The organism is Paraburkholderia sp. WC7.3g, from assembly GCF_050436345.1.
GTDB lineage: Bacteria > Pseudomonadota > Gammaproteobacteria > Burkholderiales > Burkholderiaceae > Paraburkholderia > Paraburkholderia podalyriae.
The window spans coordinates 1,253,656-1,274,062 of record NZ_JBNDMA010000001.1 but is presented as its reverse complement, the minus strand read 5'-3'; the positions used below and the strand labels follow the sequence as shown (position 1 = coordinate 1,274,062).

Sequence of the window (20,407 nt, the reverse complement as noted above, 5' to 3'; positions counted from 1 at the left end):
TGGCGAATTGCGGTTGGACGCCGCCACCACGCCGCTCCTAAGCTGTCTCCCAACACGAAACGAGTTCGGAGACAGCAACATGAGTGGACCCCTGCAGGGTATCCGCGTCGTCGAGATCGGCACCCTCATCGCCGCGCCGTTCGCTGCGCGCCTGATGGCCGAGTTCGGCGCCGACGTGATCAAGATCGAAGCGCCCGAAACTGGCGATCCCCTTCGCAAATGGCGCAAGCTGCACGAAGGCACGTCGCTGTGGTGGTATCTGCAGTCGCGCAACAAGAGGTCCGTTTGCGTGAATCTGAAATCGGCCGATGGCGTCGAGATCGTCAGGCGCCTCGCCGCCGATGCCGACGTCGTCATCGAAAACCTGCGCCCCGGTGCGCTCGAAAAGCTCGGCCTCGGCTGGGACGTGCTGCACGCGCTCAACCCGAAACTGACGATGGTGCGCATCTCCGGCTATGGCCAGTCCGGTCCGTATCGCGACCGGCCCGGCTTCGGCGCGATCGGCGAGGCGATGGGCGGCATCCGCTACACGACCGGCGACGTGGACGGCGCGCCGGCGCGCGTCGGTGTGAGTCTCGGCGATTCGCTCGCGTCGTTGCATGGCGTGATCGGCGCGCTGATGTCGCTATTGCGCGTGAAGACGGGACAGGGCGAAGGCCAGGTGGTCGACGTGTCGCTGGTCGAGAGCGTGTTCAATCTGATGGAAAGCCTCGTGCCCGAGTACGATCTGCTCGGCCATGTGCGCGAGCGCAGCGGCGGTGCGCTGCCGGGCATCGCGCCGTCGAACACCTATCGCACCGAGGACGACGGGTTTGTCGTCATCGCGGGCAACGGCGATCCGATCTTCAAACGCCTGATGCATCTGATCGACCGCCCCGACCTCGCCGACGATCCCGCGCTCGCGCACAACGACGGCCGCGTGAAGCAGGCCGAGATGCTCGACCAGGCGATCACCGCGTGGACCTCGCATCACGCGACCGAAGACGTGCTGACCGCGCTCGAACGCGCAGAAGTGCCGGCCGGTCGCATCTATTCGGTGGCCGACATCGTCGCCGATCCGCATTACCACGCGCGCGACATGGTGCTGCAGACGCAGTTGCCAGGCGGCGCGTTGGTGAAGATGCCGGGCATCGTGCCCAAGCTGTCGAACACGCCGGGCGAAGTGCGCTGGCCAGGACCGACGCTCGGCGAGCATACCGTCAGCGTGCTCAGCGAGCTTGGATTCGCGAACGACGACATCGAGCGGCTGCGCCGCGGCGGAGCCGTGCAATGAGCGCCACCATCGACTCATCCGGTTTCGACGCGCTGATCGTGCAGGAAGTCGCCCCGCGCGACGGCTTGCAGATCGAGCCCACGTGGGTCGAAACCGCCGACAAGATCGCGCTGATCAATGCGCTGTCCACGTGCGGATTCACGCGCATCGAAGCGGGCTCGTTCGTCTCGCCGAAAGCGATTCCGGCGTTGCGCGACGGCGAGGCCGTGTTCCAGCAGATCGAGCGGCGAGCTCGCGTGATCTACGTCGCGCTGGTGCCGAACCTGAAAGGCGCGCAGCGCGCATTGTCCGCGCGCGCTGACGAACTGAACCTTGTAATGTCCGCGAGCCAGACGCACAACCGCGCGAACATGCGCATGAGCTGCGAGTCGTCGCTCGCGGCGTTCGACGACATCGTGCGTCACGCAATGGCCGCGGGCGCGCGGCTCAACGCGACGGTGGCGACCGCGTTCGGCTGTCCGTTCGAAGGCCGCATCGACGAAGATCGCGTGATCGGCATCGTCGATACCTATCGCGAGATGGGCATCGAGGGCATCACGCTCGCCGATACGACCGGCATGGCGAATCCGCGCCAGGTCGCGCGGCTCGTCGCCCGCGTGCTCGAACGGCTACCGGCCGCGGCGCTGACGCTGCACTTTCATAACACGCGTGGCCTCGGCCTCGCCAACGTGCTCGCCGCGTATGAGGCCGGCGCGCGCCGCTTCGACGCGGCGCTCGGCGGCCTCGGCGGCTGCCCGTTCGCGCCGGGCGCGTCGGGCAACATCTGCACCGAAGACCTCGTGAACCTGTGCGACGAAATGGGTATCCCGACCGGGATCGATCTGCCAAAGCTGCTCGCGCTGTCGCGCGGTTTGCCTGCATTGCTCGGCCACGACATGCCGGGCCAACTCGCCAAGGCGGGCCGCAATTGCGACCTGCATCCGGTGCCCGACTACGTTCGGCAGATCTGAACAGCACCGACCAAGCAACTCCCTTAACCGATCAAACGACCGGACGGCACCGCCGAATCCGGCATTGGAGACAAGCATGAGTGACCTGGGCGTAGTGGCGGGCAGTACCCGCGAACATGGCGCGGACGATCTCGCGGCCATCATCCGTAAAGTCGCGTGGCGGCTGATGCCGCTCATCATGATCTGCTATCTGTTCGCGTTCTTCGACCGCATCAATATCAGCTTCGCGAAGTTTCAGCTGCAAAGCGATCTGGGGTTGTCCGATACGGCGTACGGTCTCGGCGCGAGTCTGTTCGTGATTGGCTACGTGCTGTTCGAAGTGCCAAGCAACCTGTTCCTGTACAAGGTCGGCGCGCGACGCTGGATCGCGCGGATCATGATTTCTTGGGGCCTCGCGACCGCGGCGATGGTATTCGTCAACAACGAATGGCAGTTCTACGGGCTGCGCTTCGTGATCGGCGCAATGGAAGCGGGCTTCGCGCCCGGCGTGCTGTACTACCTGACGCTGTGGTTTCCGACCGCGTATCGCGGCCGCATCACGTCGATGCTGTTTCTCGCGTCGGCGTTTTCGGGACTGGTCGGCGCGCCGCTCGCGGGGCTCGTGATCGGCCATATGGATGGCGCGCTCGGCATGCCGGGTTGGCACTGGCTGTTCCTGCTCGGCGGCTTGCCGTGCATCGTGCTCGGTCTGCTGGTGCTGAAGCTGCTGAAGGATCGCATCGACGATGCGGACTGGCTGTCGCCAGCGGAAAAGACCTTGCTCGCTGGGCAGATCGCGCAGCAAAGCCGCACGGCACAGGCCGGCCATTCGCTGATGGGCGCGCTGAAAACGCCGGGCTTCCTGACGCTCGGGCTCGTGTACTTCCTGATTCAGATCGCGTCGTACGGTCTGAACTTCTGGGCACCGCATCTGATTCACGTGGCGGGCACGAAGAATCCCACCGTGGTCGGCCTGCTGACGGCGGTGCCTTATGTGTGCGGCGCGATCTGCATGGTGGTCGTCGGGCGGCTGTCTGACGCGAGCGGCGAGCGGCGCAAGTTCGTGTTCGGGCTGCTGTTGATGTCGGCGCTCGGCTTCTTCGCCGCGGGCTTCTTCGACAAGCAGACCACCTTGCTGGTGGTCGCGCTCGCGGTGATGGGCGCGGGCGTGGTCGCGTCGATTCCGGCGTTCTGGGCGCTGCCGCCAAAGCTGCTGACGGGCGCGGGCGCCGCGGGTGGCATCGCGTTGATCAACACGCTCGGGCAACTCGGCGGGATCGTGAGCCCGGTGATGGTGGGACGCGTGATGGATCTGACCGGCAGCACGACGCCAGCGCTGTATGTGATCGGCGCGCTGAGCGTGGTGTGCGCGCTGATCGTGCTGTATGGGTTGCCGGATTCCCTGCGCAGCCGTGAAACGGCGCAGTGAAATCGAGGTGAAGGGCGCGGCCGTTGGCTTGCATCACATGATGTGCCGCGCCGCTGCCCGCTAGTGCATCCGCGAATGATAGGCCTGCCGCATCAATCACTTGGCGGGCCTGTGCTCAGGTTGTCCACAAGCTTGTTCCCAAATTATGTGGACAACTGCACTTTGAGATCGTCGTGAGTGATACTGCGTCCTTGCGAAGCACGGTTGCCAGTATCACGGACTCCGTAGCGCGCTCGCTGCCTACGCGTGAACCGCGCGCAGATAGTTCTCACGCTTCAAGCACTTAAGCTCGCTGTGCGAAGGTTGTCCACAGCCTTGCCAACATTTTAGGTGGACAAGTTTTGCTTGCCGGCGGGGCGCGTGGACCGGAACTCGGCATGGAGTTGTCCGCATCACGCCTTCAATACAGGCGCCGAAGCCACCACCTCTTCCCGCACCTGCACCTGCAAAACCGCATCCCGCTTATCAAGCAGATGTTGCCGCAGAATCGCGCTGAGCTTCTTCCCGTCGCGAGCCTCGAGCGCCTTCAGCATTTCATCGTGATCGTGAATCGCGCGGTCCCACTTCGGCGTCTGATAGTTCGAGCGAAAGCGCAGAGCCTGCAGCCGCCGGTTGACGGACACATACGTCTGCCGCAGCGCCGAATTTCTCGCCGCTTCGTTGATCTTGTCGTGGATCGCCTGGTTGCGGCTGTAGTAGCCCGGCAGATCGTTCTGCGCGCGGCACGCGAGCATCGCGTAATGCAGCGCCTTGATGTCGGCGAGTTCGGCCGCGGTGATGCGCTCCGCCGCGAGTTCGCCGGAAAATGCTTCGAGGCCGCTCATCAATTCGAACGTTTCGCGCACTTCCGCTTCCGACATCTTCGATACTGACGCGCCCCGGTTCGGCGAAATCTCGATCAGACCTTCGGCAGCCAGCACCTTCAGCGCCTCGCGCAGCGGCGTGCGCGAAATGCCGAGCGTTTCGCACAACTCGCGCTCGTTCAGTTTCTTGCCGGGCTCCAGCGCCCCCTCGACGATAAAGCGGCGGATGTGCTCCACCACCGTGTCGTGCAGGCGCTGACGTTCGACCTTCGGCATCAGCGGGGCGGCGGTCAAACCCGCGTCGACATCCGAATTTTGCATACAAAAACCTCAGCTTGACATGATGTAGGATTTTATCCGAACGCTAACGATTAGTTAATCACTGTGCAAACGAGGGTAAACACCGGCCTCATTGGCCAATTTTTGACTTGGGGCGTCACCGTTCGTCTGATATAGTTTTTTGCATGCAAAATTCAATTGGAGGAACCCGATGTTGAAGCTAGATTTCCATCCCGCTGGCCGTCACTTCCTGCAGATTCCGGGGCCGAGTCCGGTCCCCGATCGCATCCTCCGCGCGATGAGCTATCCGACCATCGACCACCGCGGCCCCGAGTTCGGCGAACTGGGTCTCAAGGTGCTCGACGGCATCAAGAAGATCTTCAAGACGCAACAGCCGGTCGTGATCTATCCGGCGTCCGGGACGGGCGCGTGGGAAGCGGCGCTGTCGAACACGCTGAGTCCGGGCGATCACGTGCTGATGTTCGAGACCGGCCACTTCGCGACGCTGTGGAAAAAGATGGCGGAAAAGCTCGGCCTGAAGCCCGAATTCCTGGGGCTGCCAGGCATCGAGGGCTGGCGGCGCGGCGTCCAGCCGCAGATGATCGAAGAGCGTCTGCGCGCCGACACGCAGCATGCGATCAAGGCGGTCTGCGTCGTGCACAACGAAACCTCCACGGGCGTCACGTCCGACATCGCCGCCGTGCGCCGCGCGATCGACGCCGCCGGCCATCCCGCGCTGCTGCTCGTCGATACGATCTCCGGTCTCGCGTGCGCTGATTATCGCCACGACGAATGGGGTGTCGACGTGACCGTGTCGGGTTCGCAAAAGGGCTTGATGCTGCCGCCAGGCATCAGTTTCAACGCGATCTCGTCGAAGGCGATGGCCGCGAATCAGCACGCGAAGCTGCCGCGCAGCTTCTGGGATTGGCCGGAAATCGTCGAGATGAACGAGGCCGGCTACTGGCCGTACACGCCGAACACGAACCTGCTGTACGGGCTGCACGAAGCGATCGAGATGATTCTCGGCGAAGGGCTCGACAACGTGTTCGCGCGCCACGAGCGGCTCGCCGAAGCGACGCGCCGCGCGGTGCGCGCGTGGGGGCTCGAAATCCAGTGCGCCGATCCCGCTGTCTATAGCCCGGTCCTCACCGGCGTGATGACGCCCGACGGCGTCGATGCCGACGTGGTGCGCAAGCTGATCTACGAACGCTTCGACATGTCGCTCGGCACGGGCCTCGGCAAGATGAAGGGCCGCATGTTCCGCATCGGCCATCTCGGCGATTGCAACGATCTGATGCTGCTCGCGACACTGGCCGGCTGCGAAATGGGTCTGCGGCTTGCTGGCGTGCCGGTGAAGGAAAGCGGCATGCCGGCCGCGATGGAGTGGCTGAGCCAGGCACCGAAGACGCCGGGGTTGAAGGCGGCGGCCTGAGAGTCGGGCGCTGTTCGTAGGCGTGACGCGCTGCGCGCAAGGGCTTGCTTGCCGCAGTGCGACACGCATCGGACGCCAGCGAGCCCCAGCGAGCCTCGGGCAGGCAAACAGTCAGCAACAAAGAACAATCCGCAACAGCAGGGAGCGCTTCCCTCATCGAGCTGCGCACAGAACGCGGCCAGAACAACATGCAATGCGTCCAAAGCGGCCCTCGCCGCCGACGGGCGACGATGCAGCGCGCCACTTCAGACGCGCCGTCGACACATGCCATGGAGAGAGACGATGAAGCGGTTTCGTTTGACCAGTGCGACCAGTATCGTTCTAGTGATGCTCTGCATCATGTACTTCATCACGTACCTCGATCGCGTGAACGTCAGCACCGCGGCCGCGGGTTTCGGCAAGGAATTCAATCTCACGCATACGCAGGTCGGCCTCGTGTTCTCGGCCTTCGCGTATCCGTATCTGCTGTTTCAGGTGATCGGCGGCTGGGTCAGCGATCGCTTCGGCGCGAGACGCACGCTGCTGTTCTGTGGCGCGATCTGGGGTCTCGCGACGGTGCTCACCGGCCTCGCGGGCGGACTCGCCTCGTTGCTCGCCGCGCGTCTCGTGCTCGGTTTCGGTGAAGGCGCGACGTTCCCGGCTGCAACATCGGCGATGTCGCGCTGGGTCGCAAAAGAAAAGCGCGGCTTCGCGCAAGGAATCACGCATGCGGCGTCGCGAGTCGGCAATGCGATCGCGCCGGCGCTCATCGTGCTCGTGATGACTACCTGGGGCTGGCGCGCATCGTTCTTTATCTGCGGCGCGCTGAGTCTGGTGTGGGTTGTCATGTGGGCACTCACCTTCACCGAGCACCCGAAAGATCATCCGCGCATCACGGCTGAAGAACTTGCCGTGCTGCCCGCGCCGAAGCCGAAAATCGCCGGCCTGCCGTGGGGCAAGCTGTTTCGCCGTATGGCGCCGGTCACGATCGTCTACTTCTGCTACGGCTGGACCTTGTGGCTGTTCCTGAGCTGGATTCCGCTGTACTTCCTGCACAACAATCATCTGCAATTGCAGAAGTCGGCGATCTTCGCGTCGGTCGTGTTCTTCGCCGGCGTGATCGGCGACACGCTCGGCGGCATCGTCACCGATGCGATCTTCAAGCGCACCGGCAGCCTCAAACGCGCGCGCAGCTGGATGGTGTCGGTGTGCATGCTGTTCTGCCTGCTGTCGCTGATTCCGCTGATGTTCACGCATGATCTGACGCTGTCGATCGCCTGTCTCGCGTCGGGCTTCTTCTTCGCCGAGATGACGATCGGCCCGATGTGGGCGATCCCGATGGACATCGCGCCGGAATTCTCCGGCACCGCGAGCGGCATGATGAACACGGGCTCGGCGCTCGCCGCGATCATTTCGCCGGTGATGGGCGGATTTCTGATCGACTACTTCGGCAACTGGGATCTGCCGTTCGTCGGCAGCATGTTGCTGATGGGCGTCGGCGTCGTACTCGCGTTTCGCATGCAGCCGGAGAGCCGCTTCGAACTCGGCGCGTCGGAGAAGGCGCACGTTTCCACCCGCATGGGCGCGTAAAACATGATCACATCACTGAGCCAGCTTCTTGCCGATGCGCGTCGCCGTCGTACTACGCTCGATACGTTGTCGCCCGAGCAGCTTCCTTCCGATGCCGACGCAGCCTGCGCAATCCAGCACGAGATCCTGAGCGCGTGCGGCGCGCGAATCGGTGGCTGGAAGATCGGCGCGAAATCGGCGAGCGGACCGATCCAGGGTGCGCCATTGCCCGACACCGATCTGCGCGCGGACGGCGCGCGTCTGTCGCGCGAAGGCTTCGCGCCGCTCGGGGTCGAACTCGAAGTCGCGTTCCGTTTCGGCCGACGCTTCGAGCCGTCCGCGACGCCTTACGACGAAGACGAAGTGCTCGCGGGCATCGGCTCGATCGGCGCGACCATCGAGATCGTCGCGAGCCGCTATGCCGCGTGGCCGGCCGTCGACAAGCTCGCGCAGCTCGCGGACCTGCAAAACCACGGCGCGCTGATCGTCGGCGAATTCACGCGGTATCGCGAGGATTTTCCGTTCGTCGCGCCATCGCTGCGTTTCGAGTTCAACGGGCGCGATGTCGTCGAAACGACGCCCGCGAATCCTGCCGGCGATCCGCGGCGGCTGTTGGCGTGGCTCGTCAATCATGCGAGTGCGCGCGGCATCGAGGTGACGCCGGAGATGGTGATCACCGCGGGTTCGTACACCGGCATGTTTTTCCCGCGAGAGGCGGGTACCATGAGCGGGCATATCGAAGGCCTCGCGCCGGTTCATTGCGCGTTGTACTAAATGACGAATCCCACTGCGGGCTTGCTCATCAAGCCGATCCATCTGGTTCCCTCCGCCGCGCGCGCGATAAGCCCGCTCGCGCGGCATCTGCGCAAATCGCTGCGCGGCGACGTGCTGTTCGATCTCGCCAGCCGGGGCCGCTACGCGACTGATGCGTCGATCTATCAGATCACGCCGATCGGCGTCGTGGTGCCGCGCGATCAGGACGACCTGCGCATCGCGCTCGAGATCGCCCGCAGCGAGAAAGTGCCGCTGCTCGCGCGCGGCGCGGGCACGAGCCAGTGCGGGCAGACGATCGGCGAAGCGCTCGTGGTCGATACCAGCAAGTGGCTCAACAACATCGTCGCGTTCGATGCCGGCGCGCGCACCGTGACGGTCGAGCCCGGCGTCGTGCTAGATCATCTGAACGCGTGGCTGAAGCCGCATGGACTGTGGTTTCCGGTGGATGTATCGACGGCTGCCCAGTGCACGATCGGCGGCATGGCCGGCAATAATTCGTGCGGCTCGCGCTCGATCGAATACGGCAACATGGTCCACAACGTCGACGCGATCGACGCGATTCTCGCTGACGGCAGCGAAGCGCGCTTCGCGTCGCTGCGCGAGCCGCCGCAAGGCGAGCGCTTGCAGCAGATCGTCGCGGGCGTCACGCGGATCGCGCAGCGCGAGCGTGACGAAATCGTCGCGCGCGTGCCGAAGGTGCTGCGCCGTGTCGCGGGCTACAACATCGATCTGTTCGACTGCCAGAATCCGCGTGCCTATACCGACGACGGCAGCGCGAACCTCGCGCATCTGCTGGTCGGCTCGGAAGGCACGCTCGCGTTCAGCCGGCAGATCACGCTGAAGCTCGCGCCGCTGCCCGCGCACAAGGCGCTTGGCGTGGTCAACTTTCCGACCTTCCGGCAGTCGATGGCGCTGACGCAGCACATCGTCAAGCTGAAGCCGGTCGCGGTCGAACTCGTCGATCGCACGATGATCGACCTGGCGTTGAGCAATCCCGCGTTTCGTCCGGTGATCGAGAAAGCGCTGGTCGGCGAGCCGCAGGCGATTCTGCTCGTCGAGTTCGCGGGCGAGGATCGCGACGCGCAGGTCGCGTCGCTGAAGCAACTGACCGAGTTGATGGGCGAACTGGGCTTGCCCGACGCGGTCGTCGAAATGCCGGACACGAATGCGCAGAAAGCGCTGTGGGAAGTACGCAAGGCCGGGCTCAACATCATGATGAGCATGAAGGGCGACGGCAAACCGGTGTCCTTTATCGAAGATTGCGCGGTGCCGCTCGAACATCTGGCCGACTACACGAGTCGTCTGACCGACGTGTTTCATCGCCACGGCACCGAAGGCACGTGGTACGCGCACGCGAGCGTCGGCACGCTGCACGTGCGGCCGATTCTCGACATGCGCCGCGACGGCGCCACGAAGATGCGCGCGATCGCCGAGGAAGCGGCCGCGCTCGTGCGCGAGTACAAGGGCGCGTATTCCGGCGAGCATGGCGATGGCCTGTGTCGCGGCGAATGGGTCGCGTGGCAATACGGGCCGCGGCTCAACGAGGCGTTCAGCGAAATCAAGACGCTGTTCGACCCGGACAATCGCTTCAATCCCGACAAGATCGTGCGTCCGCCGAAGATGGACGACGCGCGCAATTTCCGCTTTGCGCCGAGCTATCGCGAACAGCGCATCGAAACGGTGCTCGACTGGTCGACGTGGAACGTGAAGCGCGATCCGCTGACGGGCGAAGAAAGCGCGCCCGGCAGTGGCGACGATCTGAGCGGCGGTCTCGCGAAAGCGGTCGAGATGTGCAACAACAACGGCCACTGTCGCAAGTTCGACGCGGGCACGATGTGCCCGAGCTATCGCGTGACGAAGGACGAACAGCATCTGACGCGCGGGCGGGCCAACACGTTGCGGCTCGCGATTTCCGGGCAGCTAGGCGAACGCGGGCTCGCGAGCGATGACGTGAAGGAAGCGCTCGACCTGTGCGTGTCGTGCAAGGGCTGCAAGCGCGATTGCCCGACCGGCGTCGATATGGCGAAGTTCAAGATCGAGGCGCGGGCGGCGCGTGCAAAGACGCACGGCGTGCGGTTGCGCGACAGGCTCGTCGCGTTCATGCCGCGCTATGCGGGCGCGGCGAGCCGCATGCCGGGACTGCTGGCGCTCGCGGACAATGTGCCGGTGCTGTCGGCGTGGTTCAAGCGTTCGGTCGGGTTCGCGACGGAGCGGAGTTTGCCGCGGTTCAAGAAGGCGTTTCTGGCCGATGCGGTGTCCGCGAAGTCTGCGCGCAACGCCACACAAGCCGCCACTCTGAAAGAAGTCGTGCTGTTCGTCGACACTTTCAACAATCACCTGGAACCCGACAACGCGCGTGCCGCTCATCAGGTACTCGAAGCGGCGGGCTACACGGTCCACTTCAACGCACGCCCGGGCGAGCGCCCCGTGTGTTGCGGCCGCACGTTTCTCGCGGCGGGTCTCGTCGATGAAGCGAAGCACGAAGCGCGGCGCATGCTCGATCTGTTCAGGCCGTTTGTCGAACGCGGCGTGCCGGTGGTGGGTCTGGAGCCATCCTGCCTGCTGACGTTGCGCGACGAATTCCTGCAGTACGGTTTTGGCGACGAAGCGCGGCGCCTCGCGCAGCACGCGTTTCTATTCGAGGAATTCCTCGTGCGCGAAGAACAGGCCGGACGTTTGCGGCTCAAATTGAACCCGCTGCCGATGCGGCAGGCGCTCGTGCACGGCCACTGCCATCAGAAGGCGTTCGACGCATTCACGCCGGTGCAGACCGTGCTGAAGTGGATTCCCGAATTGAAGGTATCGACGGTCGAATCATCGTGCTGCGGCATGGCCGGCAGCTTCGGCTATGAAGCGGAGCACTACGCGAGCTCGCAGGCGATGGCCGAGCTGTCGTTGCTGCCCGCGGTGCGCAAGCTCGATGCCGCCACGGTGATGATCGCCGACGGCACCAGCTGCCGCCACCAGATTCACGATGGCGCGGGTGTCGACGCGATCCACGTCGCGCGCGTGCTGGCGATGGCGCTGCAATGACGCGGCGCTAACGCAAGCGCGAAACTCAAACGCCGATCGCTTGCCGATATGCACTCGGCGCCACCCCAACGGCCTCGCGAAACCGGTGACTAAAGTGACTCGCGTTCGCATAGCCGCATTGCCCGGCGATCTGCGCGAGCGGCAGCGTCGTCGTGCGTAGCAGCGTGCGCGCGTGATCGAGCCGTTGTCGTGCGATCCAGGCGGCGGGCGGCAGCCCAAACGACTCGCGAAACATGCGTGCAAGATGAAACTCCGACAGCGCCGCGACGCCCGACAACTCACCGAGCGTTAACGGCTGCGCGAGATGGCTGTTGATATAGTCGCGCAGGCGGCGCCGCGTCGCGGCCGAGAGCCCGCCCTTCAGCGCCACGTTCGCGCGCCGCACGCCCTGTCCGCGCAATAGCAGGCTCAGCACTTCGTGCGCCGTCTCGTTGGTGCGCAGCAGACCATCGGGACTTGCCCACTCTTCGTTGACGAGCGACTGGCACAGACTGGCAATGCGCGGGTCCTCGAAATAAGTGCGATCGGCGAGCGTCAGTTCGCGCGGCTCGCGGTCGAGCTCCTGCACCGCGCGTCGCGTGAAGTGCTCGGGCAGGAAGTACAGGTGCATGAAGTGCATGTGGCCGCGCACCCACCAGCGCGATTCGTGATCGCCGGGCAATGCGCACAGCCGCGACGGCGCGCCGTAGTGGCCCGGCATTTTCTGGCGCTCGGTGCGATAACCGCCGTCCAGATAGCACGACAGCGTGTGATGGCCGGGCCGCTCGTAGACGGTCTCGGCTTCCTTCGTGTCGCGCGTCCATAGCGCGATCGCGAGTCCGTCGCCGAGCCACGCGAAGCGGTCCAGATTCGCGTTTGCGCTAGCGAGCGTGTGACAGACCGACTGCAAGCCAAAAGGCATGCCGGCGGTGGATATCACGGGGACGGACGGACTGGGGTTCACGGCGGCGCGCGGAGGTTTTCCGGGTATAGGGTGAGGGTTGAGCGGCCAGTATACGGCGCGTCCGGTCAGCTTGCGCATCGGTCGGAAAAAGTGCGCAATTTTAGACAATTGCCGGCGGCGGAGCAGTCGCATAGTCGGGCTTTCGTCCATGCTGCGTGTCATTGCAGTCCGCCATCGCAGCCCGTTATTGCAGTCTGAGGCCCGACCATGAATCTCCTCCTTTATGCCGTCACCGTGCTGATCTGGGGCACCACTTGGATCGCAATCAAATGGCAACTCGGCGCGGTGCCGCCGCCCGTATCGATTGCGTGGCGTTTCTGGATCGCCGCGCTGCTGATGTTCGCGCTGCTGCGCATCATGCGCCGGCCGCTCTGGCCGCCGCGCGACGCGTGGCGCTACCTCGCCGCGCAGGGTCTCGCGCTGTTCTGCCTGAATTTCCTGTGCTTCTACTACGCCGAACAGATCGTGCCGAGCGGGCTCGTCGCGGTGGTGTTCTCGACGGCGCCGCTGCTGAACTCGATCAACGGGCGACTATTCATGGGCCGGCCGCTGCAGCCGAGCGCGATTGCGGGCGCGCTGCTCGGGCTCGTCGGCATCGTCTGTCTGTTCGTGCAGCAGATGGCCGGGCATCTCGGCGATCACACCGCGTGGCTCGGACTTGGCGTCGCGTTTCTCGGCACGCTGTGCTTCTCGGCCGGCAACCTGCTGTCGAGCCGCATGCAGTCGATGGGCCTGCATCCGTTCGCGACGAATAGTTGGGCGATGCTGATCGGCGCGGCCATCCTGACGGTGGGTAGTCTGCTCGCCGGCTATTCATTCGCGCTGGAAGCGTCGGCGCGCTATCTCGGCGCGCTCGCGTATCTCGCGGTGTTCGGCTCGGTGATCGCGTTTACGGCCTATCTGATGCTGGTCGGCCGCATGGGTCCGGAGCGCGCTGCCTACTGCACGGTGCTGTTTCCGATCGTCGCGCTGGCCGCGTCGACGCTGTTCGAAGGTTACCGTTGGTCCGCGCTCGCGGTGGTCGGTCTGCTGCTCGTCGTGGCTGGCAATCTGGTGGCGTTCGGTCTGATGCGACGGATTTTCGTGCGTCGCCGGCCGGCGCGAACATGATGCGCCGTGTCGCTCGAGGTGAGGATTTACAGGAGCAGGAAAGCTCTGCCCGGTGAGTCTTTGCGGGAACTGGTCTTGACCGGATTCGTGACCGGACCATATCGTTGTAAACGTAATTCGATGCAAATGGAATGATTTGAATTGGCCGGCATTCAATAGCCATTTTTTCGTCAATTAATTTGCTTTTTTTATATGAGAGGATAAAAGACCCACTCCGATGTGCACAGGCGAAGCGCGCCGGTCAGCCTTACCGTGCGTGCCTCGTGCCTAGCAAGGAATACCGCCGTGAAGATTTTCTCCCGCCTTGGCGTGGCCGTGGTTTTAATCCACAGCCTCGTTTCGCCGAATGCCTCCGCGCAATCCCAATTGAATTACACCACCTCGTGGATCGGTAATAGTTTCGGATTTGGCGACGGTAAATGGATGCAGCAGGATATTCAGGCCATTAGCGTCGGCGCTGATGGGACCGTTTATACGAATTCGCCATGGGACGAAAGCGGCAGCGAAATCGCCGCCTATCGCGCCGGCGGCAAGCTCGCGGTCGCCGGTTCGACGCACGGCTGGGGCGCGGCCGGTGGCGACGCGGTGGCTGTCAATCACACGTACCTGTATGCGGCGATGTCGATCGGCAACGAGAGCAATGCGCTGGTCGGCGCCGACTATCCGCCGGCCAATCAGACCTGGTACGGCATCACCCGACGCACGCTCGCGAATCTCGCGACCGGCGCGCCGTTTTCCGGCGGCATCGGCAATAGCGCGAACGCGACGAAGAACAGTTTCGTCGCGGTGCAAACCGTGAAGACCGGCACCGACGCCAGCATTCGCGGCCTCGCCGTGACCGACAGCGAACTTTACGTGGCGGACACCTACGGCAACCGCATCGTCGTGTACGACGCGCAATCGATGCAGCCGCTGCGCTCGTGGAGCGTCGCGTCGCCGGCCCGCATCGCGATCGACACCGACTCGACGCTGTGGATCGTCAGCGGGTTCGGGACAGGCAACCTGAGCATCCAGCACTACCGCGCCGACGGCACCGCGCTCGCCGGTCCATTGGCGCTGCCCGCCAGCACCGTGCCGACCGACATCACGGTCACGCCATCCGGCCAGCTGCTGGTCGCCGACAACGGCGTTTCGCAGCAGATTCTCGTGTTCAAAAAGGGCGCGGGCGGCCAGATGCAGGCCGGTGCGTCGATCGGCACGCGCAACGGCATCTTCCACCCGGTGCGCGGCGTGCCGGGCGATACGCGCTTCAGCGGCATCACCGGCATCGGCGTCGATGCGGCCGGCAATCTGTACGTCGCGCAAAACGGCGAGGGCCCACGCGCGCCGGGCTCGGCGTCGGTCGGGCAAGGCGCGGTGCTGGAGAGCTATGTGTACGGCACACGCGTGCTCAACTGGCGGCTCTACGGCCTGACCTTCGTTGATAGCGGCGCGTTCGATCCGGCCACGCCCGCTTCGATCTACACGGGCTCGAAGCGCTTCACGCTCGATTACAGGCAGCCGGTCGGTCACGAATGGTCATATGCGGCGTTCACGCTCGATCGCTTCGATTACCCCGATGACCCCGCGTTTCACGAGCCGCGCGGCGTGCGCGGCGAACCGATGGTGCGCAGATTCGACGGTAAGCGTTTTCTCTATACGCTCGATTCGGGCGCGCACTATCTGAACGTCTATCGCTTCGATGCCGCGCATGGTGAGATCGCGATTCCGTCGGGAATGCTCGCGCAGAATCCGCTGCCGGGCACATGGCCCGCCGCGCAACCGGCATACGGTGAATGGCTGTGGCGCGACAGCAATGGCAATGGCGCCGTCGACGCAAGCGAGATCAGCAGCAATCCGTCGACCGGCAGCACGGTCGGCGATGGCTTCTGGTGGGTCGACGAACCCGGCAACGTGTGGCTCGCCACGCCCTTGAGTGGCGTGCGCGAAATGCCGCTGCAAGGTCTCGACTCCGCCGGCAATCCGATCTACACGTACGCGAGCGCGAAGATGTTCGCGATGCCCGCGCCGTTTACGCGGCTCGCGCGGCTCGTCTACGTCGCGTCGACCGACACGATGTATCTGTCCGGTTTCACCAGCGCGATTCCGTGGGACTCAACGCACTGGAAGGAAGCGGGCCCGGTGCTGGCCCGCTACGACAACTGGAGCACCGGCACGCCGACGCAGGTCTACACGATCCCGCTGCCGTGGAACACGCAAAGCGATCCGCAGACCACTACGGTCGGCGTCGCGGTGGCGGGCAACTACATCTTCGTCGCCGAGCTGTACACCGATCGCATCGACGTCTACGACGCGCGCAACGGCACGCCGGTCGGTTACATGACGCCCGGAGCGAGCGTCGGCGGCACGAGCGGCTGGGTCGACGTGTATCTCGGCATCAGCGCGGTGCGGCGCGATAACGGCGAGTACGTGGTGCTGGTCGAAGACGACGCGCGCGCGAAGATCCTGATGTATCGCTGGACGCCTTGACGTGGATCGCTGTCGCGCCGAACACGAATAGACGGCGGCGCATGATCGGTATATAACAACTTTACCGGTCATTCAATGGAGCGATGTTCGACCATGACGCAAGACGTTTCTCCCAAGCCGCCCTCCGACGAGCGTCCCGAGATCGAGCAGCTCGACGCGGCGCTCAGTCACGTCGATCAGCAGATGTCGTCGGGCGGCATTGCGTCGGGCGCGGCGAAAGGCATTGTGTACAGTCTGATCGAAACGCTCGGCGCGCTGGTCGGCGATCCCGATCTGCCGGAGCACGCGCGTTCGGGTTACGAAGGATTGCTGGAGGCCGCGCGCGAGTTGCGTGCGAAGTTGGACCGCTGAGCGGTGCGCTGGGTGGAGCGCTGAAGCCGCGGTCCGCGTTGCATTGAAGACGATGCACTCAAGACCGCAGTGAGGCTCACGCGCCGAGCGCCACCGCCTCTCCGCTCGTCTGCGCCAGCAACTGGTGAATCTGCGCGACCACGGCCGCGCCCTCGCCGACCGCCGCGGCCACGCGTTTGGTCGACCCGGCGCGCGCATCGCCGATCGCATAGACGCCTTCGACCGTCGTGCCGAGATCGCACGCCGTGGCCGAGCCGTCCGCGCTGATGCCGGTCAGCACGAAGCCTTTCGCGTCGAGCTGCACGCCGCAGGTGCGCAGCCATTCGGTGTTCGGGTCCGCGCCGGTGAAGAGAAACAGATGCCGCGTCGCGAAGCGATCGACGCCATCGGGCAGCGGCCTTTTCAAGGCGACCGACACGAGCCCGTCCTCATCGCCTTCGAGCCGGCCGATTTCCGAATTCGGATGCACGAACACGTTCGGCAGCGAGCGGATGCGGTCGATCAGATAGCGCGACATCGTCGCCTCGAAGCCGCTGCGGCGAATCAGCACGTGAACCTTGGCGGCGTGCGTCGCCAGATAGACGATCGCCTGGCCCGCCGAATTGCCGCCGCCCACCAGCACGACCTCCTGGCGCTTGCACAACTTCGCCTCGACCGGCGACGCCCAGTAGTAGACACCGCGTCCGTCGAAGCGCTCGAGCCCGTCGAGCGCCGGGCGCCGGTACACGGCGCCGCTCGCGATCACGATCGCCCGCGCGCTGATGTGGCCGCCGCATTTCAGCTCCAACCGATACGGCGACTGCCCGCAGTGCAGCGCTTTCACGTTGACCGGAATCGCGACGTGCGCGCCGAACTTCTGCGCCTGCACGAACGCGCGGCCGGCGAGCGCCTGGCCCGAGATGCCGGTCGGAAAGCCGAGGTAGTTTTCGATGCGCGAGCTCGCGCCCGCCTGGCCGCCTGGCGCGCGGCTGTCGAGCACGATCACCGACAGGCCTTCGGAGGCCGCGTACACCGAGGCGGCGAGCCCCGCCGGCCCCGCGCCGACGATCGCGACGTCGTACACGTACGCGTCGTCGAGATCGGGCAGCATACCTAAGCGAGTGGCAAGCTCCGGCATGCTCGGATGACGCAGCACCGAGCCGTCCGGGCTGATCACGAGCGGCAGGTCCTCGCGCTGCGCGGCGAACTGCTCGATCAGACGCAGCGCGTCTTCGTCGCGTTCGTCGATCACGGAATGCGGATGGCCGTTGCGCGACAGGAAGCCTTGCAGCGTCACGAGCCGCGCGTCACTGCTATTGCCGATCAGGATCGGGCCGCCCGCGCCCTTTTCGATCAGCGACACGCGCCGCAGAATCAGCGCGCGCATGATGCGCTCGCCGAGTTCCGCTTCGGCGACGATCAGCGCGCGCAGGCGCTCGGGCGGAATCAGCAGCGCTTCGACGGCGCCGATCGCGAGGCCGTTAACCAGCGAGGGCTTGCCCGACAACTGCCCGACCTCGGCCAGGAAATGCCCAGCGCCGCGCTCGCTGATCACGTGCTCGCGGCCGATGCCGTCACGCTGATAGACCTTCACGCGCCCTTCGAGCAGCACGAACATGCCGGGGCCGGTGTGACCGGTCTCGAACAGCAGCTCGCCGGACTTCCAGTGACCGATCTCGCCGAAGCGGCGCAGCCGGTCGATCTCGGCGCAACTGAGCTCCGGAAACATCTGGTGCATGCGCGTCGACAGCGACGAAAACGGCGCGTCGGCGACGACTCCCTGCTGTCCTTCCACTTCTTGAGTCTGAGTCGAAACGTCCTGAGTCGAAAGCATTGAACCGCTCCTTCGGTGTTCATTGCACGATTGAACGGCAGGCAACGCGATGCGCGCTCGCACCCCTGGGCGAGCCGTGCCGCGCGCTTCAGGCGGACAGTGCCGCCGCCAATTCCAGCTAGACGGCTTTGGGCGCGATGTCGTCGACCGCGACCTCCGGCGGCGGCATCGCGGGCAGCGAGTCGACCGGCTTGCCCGAGTCGCGCCAGGCTTCCATGCCGCCGCGCAGCGGCAGCACGTCGGAGAAGCCGGCTTCGTTGAGCTGCTTGGCCATCCATGCCGCGGAAATCTCGTTCGGACACGAGCAGTAGATCACGAGCTTCTGATCGTGCGCGTAGGTGGCGACGATGTCGTCGAGTTGCCGCTCGTCGGCGAATAGCGCGCCTGGTATCACGAACGGATCGAGCTTGCGCTTCTCCTGCGAACGGATGTCGAACACGACCGGCGCCCGGTCGGCCGCGAACAGCTTCGCGAGTTCGTCGACCTCGATGCGCGCGGACGCGAGCTTCGCGATCAACTGACGGCGCCGGATCCACCGGTACACCGCGTACAGCACCAGCAACGCGACGACGACGAGTGCCGCCGTGCGCCCGAGCCGCCCGGCGATCGCGAACAGCATGTCGATCTGCCGCGCGAACAGCGCGCCGATGATCAGCCCGGTGCCGGACCACAGCGCGGCGCCGACGCCGTCGTAAGTGAGGAAGGTGCGATAGCGCGTGCCCATCGCGCCCGCCATCGGGATCGACACGATCGACAGCCCCGGTACGAACTTCGCGACCGCGAGCACGCGCACGCCCCAGCGGCCGAAGAAGCGCTCGGTCTTTTTCACGCAGGTGTCGCGCGACAGCGACAACCGGCAGATCGTCTTCAGCGTATTGCCGCCGTAGATGCGGCCCGCGACGTACCACGCGCTGTCGCCGATCAGTGTCGCGAAGATCGACAGCACGAGGACCGGCAGCAATTGCGTGCCGACCGAGCCAGGGTGCATCGCGGCCATCGCGCCGAACAGCACGAGCGACGGCATGGCCGGCACCGGCAGCCCGAGCGCGGCGGCCAGCACGTTGATGAAGACGAGCGCCGGTCCATATTGCGCGACGAGGTCATGTAGCATCGGTTTAACATCCGCGGCCCTTGCGGGCGCAGCGCGGTAAGGAATCCACAGGCGAATGCAAGGATTATGGACGTATTTTCGAGACGTGCAAACGGCCCGGAAATCGGCCCGGGAATCGGCCAGTTGTGCGGCTGCGATCGGGCCGGCATGTGTGACCGCATACCCCGACGCGCAAGCGTGGCAGGCGCTTGTGACAACGTGCTGAAGGCAGGGGTAAGCGAACCCGGTGAGACGCGCGAAAGCGCTTGCTAAAACCCGTAGGAAGGCGTGGATTGGCGGCGCAAGCGGAACAAACGGAAGCGCGGCGACGCGCACAGGCGCGCCCCATGCGAATAATCCGCGCGTACGCGTCGAAGTGCGACGCAACCGGCGCGAGAGGCTGACGAGTCACGCGGCGGACCCACCCGCCGCGCGCCTGCTTCACTGACGATGATTGTGTTGTTCGCCCGGCAACTCGGCGCCATGCGCGCGGATTGCGGCGATCAGCTCCGCGGGCGTGATTTCGTAGCGCACTTCGCGATGGATGCCCGGCTTGCGCTCATCGACCTCGATCAGCAGGATGCCTTTGCCGTCTTCGGTCGATTCGAGGCGCAGCGAGCGAAGTTCGCGCGCCGTTGCGTCGTCGTATTCGGTGAGCAGGGCCATTGACCCGGAGGACCCGGTGATGCGCATCGAAGTTGTCCTTGTCGCGTTGGTGATGGAACCATTGTACGGGGCGGATGGCGTGCCGTCTGCCGCGTCGTCGTGCCGTGTTGCGTCTGCCTCTGTCTCTATCTCGCCGGGGTTTTAGTCGGGTATGACGCCGCCGTTAGCGCATGCGCGGTTGGGGAGCGTGCAATCAGTTTAACGCGACTCGTCGTCGCAACGGACGCATTTTTCATGCCCCGCTGCAGTGCGATGCGCGTTCCGGATTTGTCATGCGGATGACGCGAGCACGGGCTAGGAGACGTTGGGCGGCGCATGCGCCGCGCGGCCGCACGCGTCGCCGCGCTTGCAAAAAAATAGCCCGTCCGGATAGGGGCGGGCCGTTAAACGCCGTTGTTACTCGGGTCAGCCTGCCCTTGCAACGAGTGGGCGCTGACGACTCCATCCTCGTGCTTCGTTGCCGAA

The 20,407-nt window shown here is 64.9% G+C and carries 15 protein-coding genes; 10 read left to right on the top strand and 5 right to left on the bottom strand.

Annotation, left to right across the window (positions count from 1 at the left end; genetic code table 11):
- Positions 1–79 precede the first annotated feature (79 nt).
- The 3 genes from OKW43_RS05880 to OKW43_RS05870 all read left to right on the top strand — a co-directional run bounded on the left by OKW43_RS05880 (position 80) and on the right by OKW43_RS05870 (position 3,631).
- Positions 80–1,273 carry a CaiB/BaiF CoA transferase family protein gene (locus OKW43_RS05880; protein WP_429445820.1) on the top strand — a complete coding sequence of 398 codons (1,194 nt, stop codon included), beginning with the start codon at positions 80–82 and terminating at the stop codon, positions 1,271–1,273.
- Positions 1,270–2,223 carry a hydroxymethylglutaryl-CoA lyase gene (locus tag OKW43_RS05875; protein WP_429445818.1) on the top strand — a complete coding sequence of 318 codons (954 nt, stop codon included), beginning with the start codon at positions 1,270–1,272 and terminating at the stop codon, positions 2,221–2,223. Before OKW43_RS05880 ends, OKW43_RS05875 begins: the two co-directional genes overlap by 4 nt.
- Before the next feature lie 76 nt (positions 2,224–2,299).
- Positions 2,300–3,631, top strand: coding sequence for an MFS transporter (locus tag OKW43_RS05870; RefSeq protein WP_429445816.1), 1,332 nt, complete (start codon positions 2,300–2,302; stop codon positions 3,629–3,631).
- Positions 3,632–4,023: 392 nt separating this feature from the next.
- Here the strand turns inward: OKW43_RS05870 and OKW43_RS05865 are convergent, their stop codons facing one another.
- On the bottom strand, positions 4,024–4,755 hold the full coding sequence (locus OKW43_RS05865) for a GntR family transcriptional regulator (protein WP_187635456.1): 732 nt from the start codon (positions 4,753–4,755) through the stop codon (positions 4,024–4,026).
- Positions 4,756–4,924: 169 nt separating this feature from the next.
- Here OKW43_RS05865 and OKW43_RS05860 point away from each other — a divergent pair, with 169 nt between their 5' ends.
- From OKW43_RS05860 to OKW43_RS05845, 4 genes are all read left to right on the top strand, one after another.
- Positions 4,925–6,145, top strand: coding sequence for a pyridoxal-phosphate-dependent aminotransferase family protein (locus OKW43_RS05860; RefSeq protein ID WP_187635457.1), 1,221 nt, complete (start codon positions 4,925–4,927; stop codon positions 6,143–6,145).
- Between the two features lie 282 nt (positions 6,146–6,427).
- Complete coding sequence (locus tag OKW43_RS05855) at positions 6,428–7,714, top strand: MFS transporter (protein ID WP_429445813.1); 1,287 nt, start codon at positions 6,428–6,430, stop codon at positions 7,712–7,714.
- 3 nt (positions 7,715–7,717) lie between these two features.
- Positions 7,718–8,467: a 2-keto-4-pentenoate hydratase gene (locus OKW43_RS05850; protein WP_429445811.1), complete on the top strand. Its 750-nt coding sequence runs from the start codon at positions 7,718–7,720 to the stop codon at positions 8,465–8,467.
- A complete protein-coding gene (locus OKW43_RS05845) occupies positions 8,468–11,500 on the top strand; it encodes an FAD-binding and (Fe-S)-binding domain-containing protein (RefSeq protein ID WP_429445809.1) in 3,033 nt (1,010 codons plus the stop codon).
- 25 nt (positions 11,501–11,525) lie between these two features.
- Here the strand turns inward: OKW43_RS05845 and OKW43_RS05840 are convergent, their stop codons facing one another.
- Entirely contained in the window at positions 11,526–12,401 is an 876-nt protein-coding gene (locus tag OKW43_RS05840; RefSeq protein ID WP_429445807.1) for a helix-turn-helix domain-containing protein, read from the bottom strand.
- Positions 12,402–12,650: 249 nt separating this feature from the next.
- Between OKW43_RS05840 and OKW43_RS05835 the strand changes: the two genes are divergently transcribed.
- From OKW43_RS05835 to OKW43_RS05825, 3 genes are all read left to right on the top strand, one after another.
- A complete protein-coding gene (locus OKW43_RS05835) occupies positions 12,651–13,553 on the top strand; it encodes a DMT family transporter (RefSeq protein ID WP_429445805.1) in 903 nt (300 codons plus the stop codon).
- 285 nt (positions 13,554–13,838) lie between these two features.
- On the top strand, positions 13,839–16,022 hold the full coding sequence (locus OKW43_RS05830; protein WP_429445803.1) for a hypothetical protein: 2,184 nt from the start codon (positions 13,839–13,841) through the stop codon (positions 16,020–16,022).
- A gap of 93 nt (positions 16,023–16,115) precedes the next feature.
- On the top strand, positions 16,116–16,373 hold the full coding sequence (locus OKW43_RS05825) for a hypothetical protein (RefSeq protein ID WP_429445801.1): 258 nt from the start codon (positions 16,116–16,118) through the stop codon (positions 16,371–16,373).
- Positions 16,374–16,449: 76 nt separating this feature from the next.
- Here the strand turns inward: OKW43_RS05825 and OKW43_RS05820 are convergent, their stop codons facing one another.
- From OKW43_RS05820 to OKW43_RS05810, 3 genes are all read right to left on the bottom strand, one after another.
- Positions 16,450–18,186 carry an FAD-dependent oxidoreductase gene (locus OKW43_RS05820; protein WP_429445799.1) on the bottom strand — a complete coding sequence of 579 codons (1,737 nt, stop codon included), beginning with the start codon at positions 18,184–18,186 and terminating at the stop codon, positions 16,450–16,452.
- 118 nt (positions 18,187–18,304) lie between these two features.
- Complete coding sequence (locus OKW43_RS05815) at positions 18,305–19,297, bottom strand: DedA family protein/thiosulfate sulfurtransferase GlpE (protein ID WP_187635466.1); 993 nt, start codon at positions 19,295–19,297, stop codon at positions 18,305–18,307.
- Between the two features lie 420 nt (positions 19,298–19,717).
- On the bottom strand, positions 19,718–19,969 hold the full coding sequence (locus OKW43_RS05810) for a hypothetical protein (protein ID WP_008921056.1): 252 nt from the start codon (positions 19,967–19,969) through the stop codon (positions 19,718–19,720).
- Between the last annotated feature and the right edge of the window lie 438 nt (positions 19,970–20,407).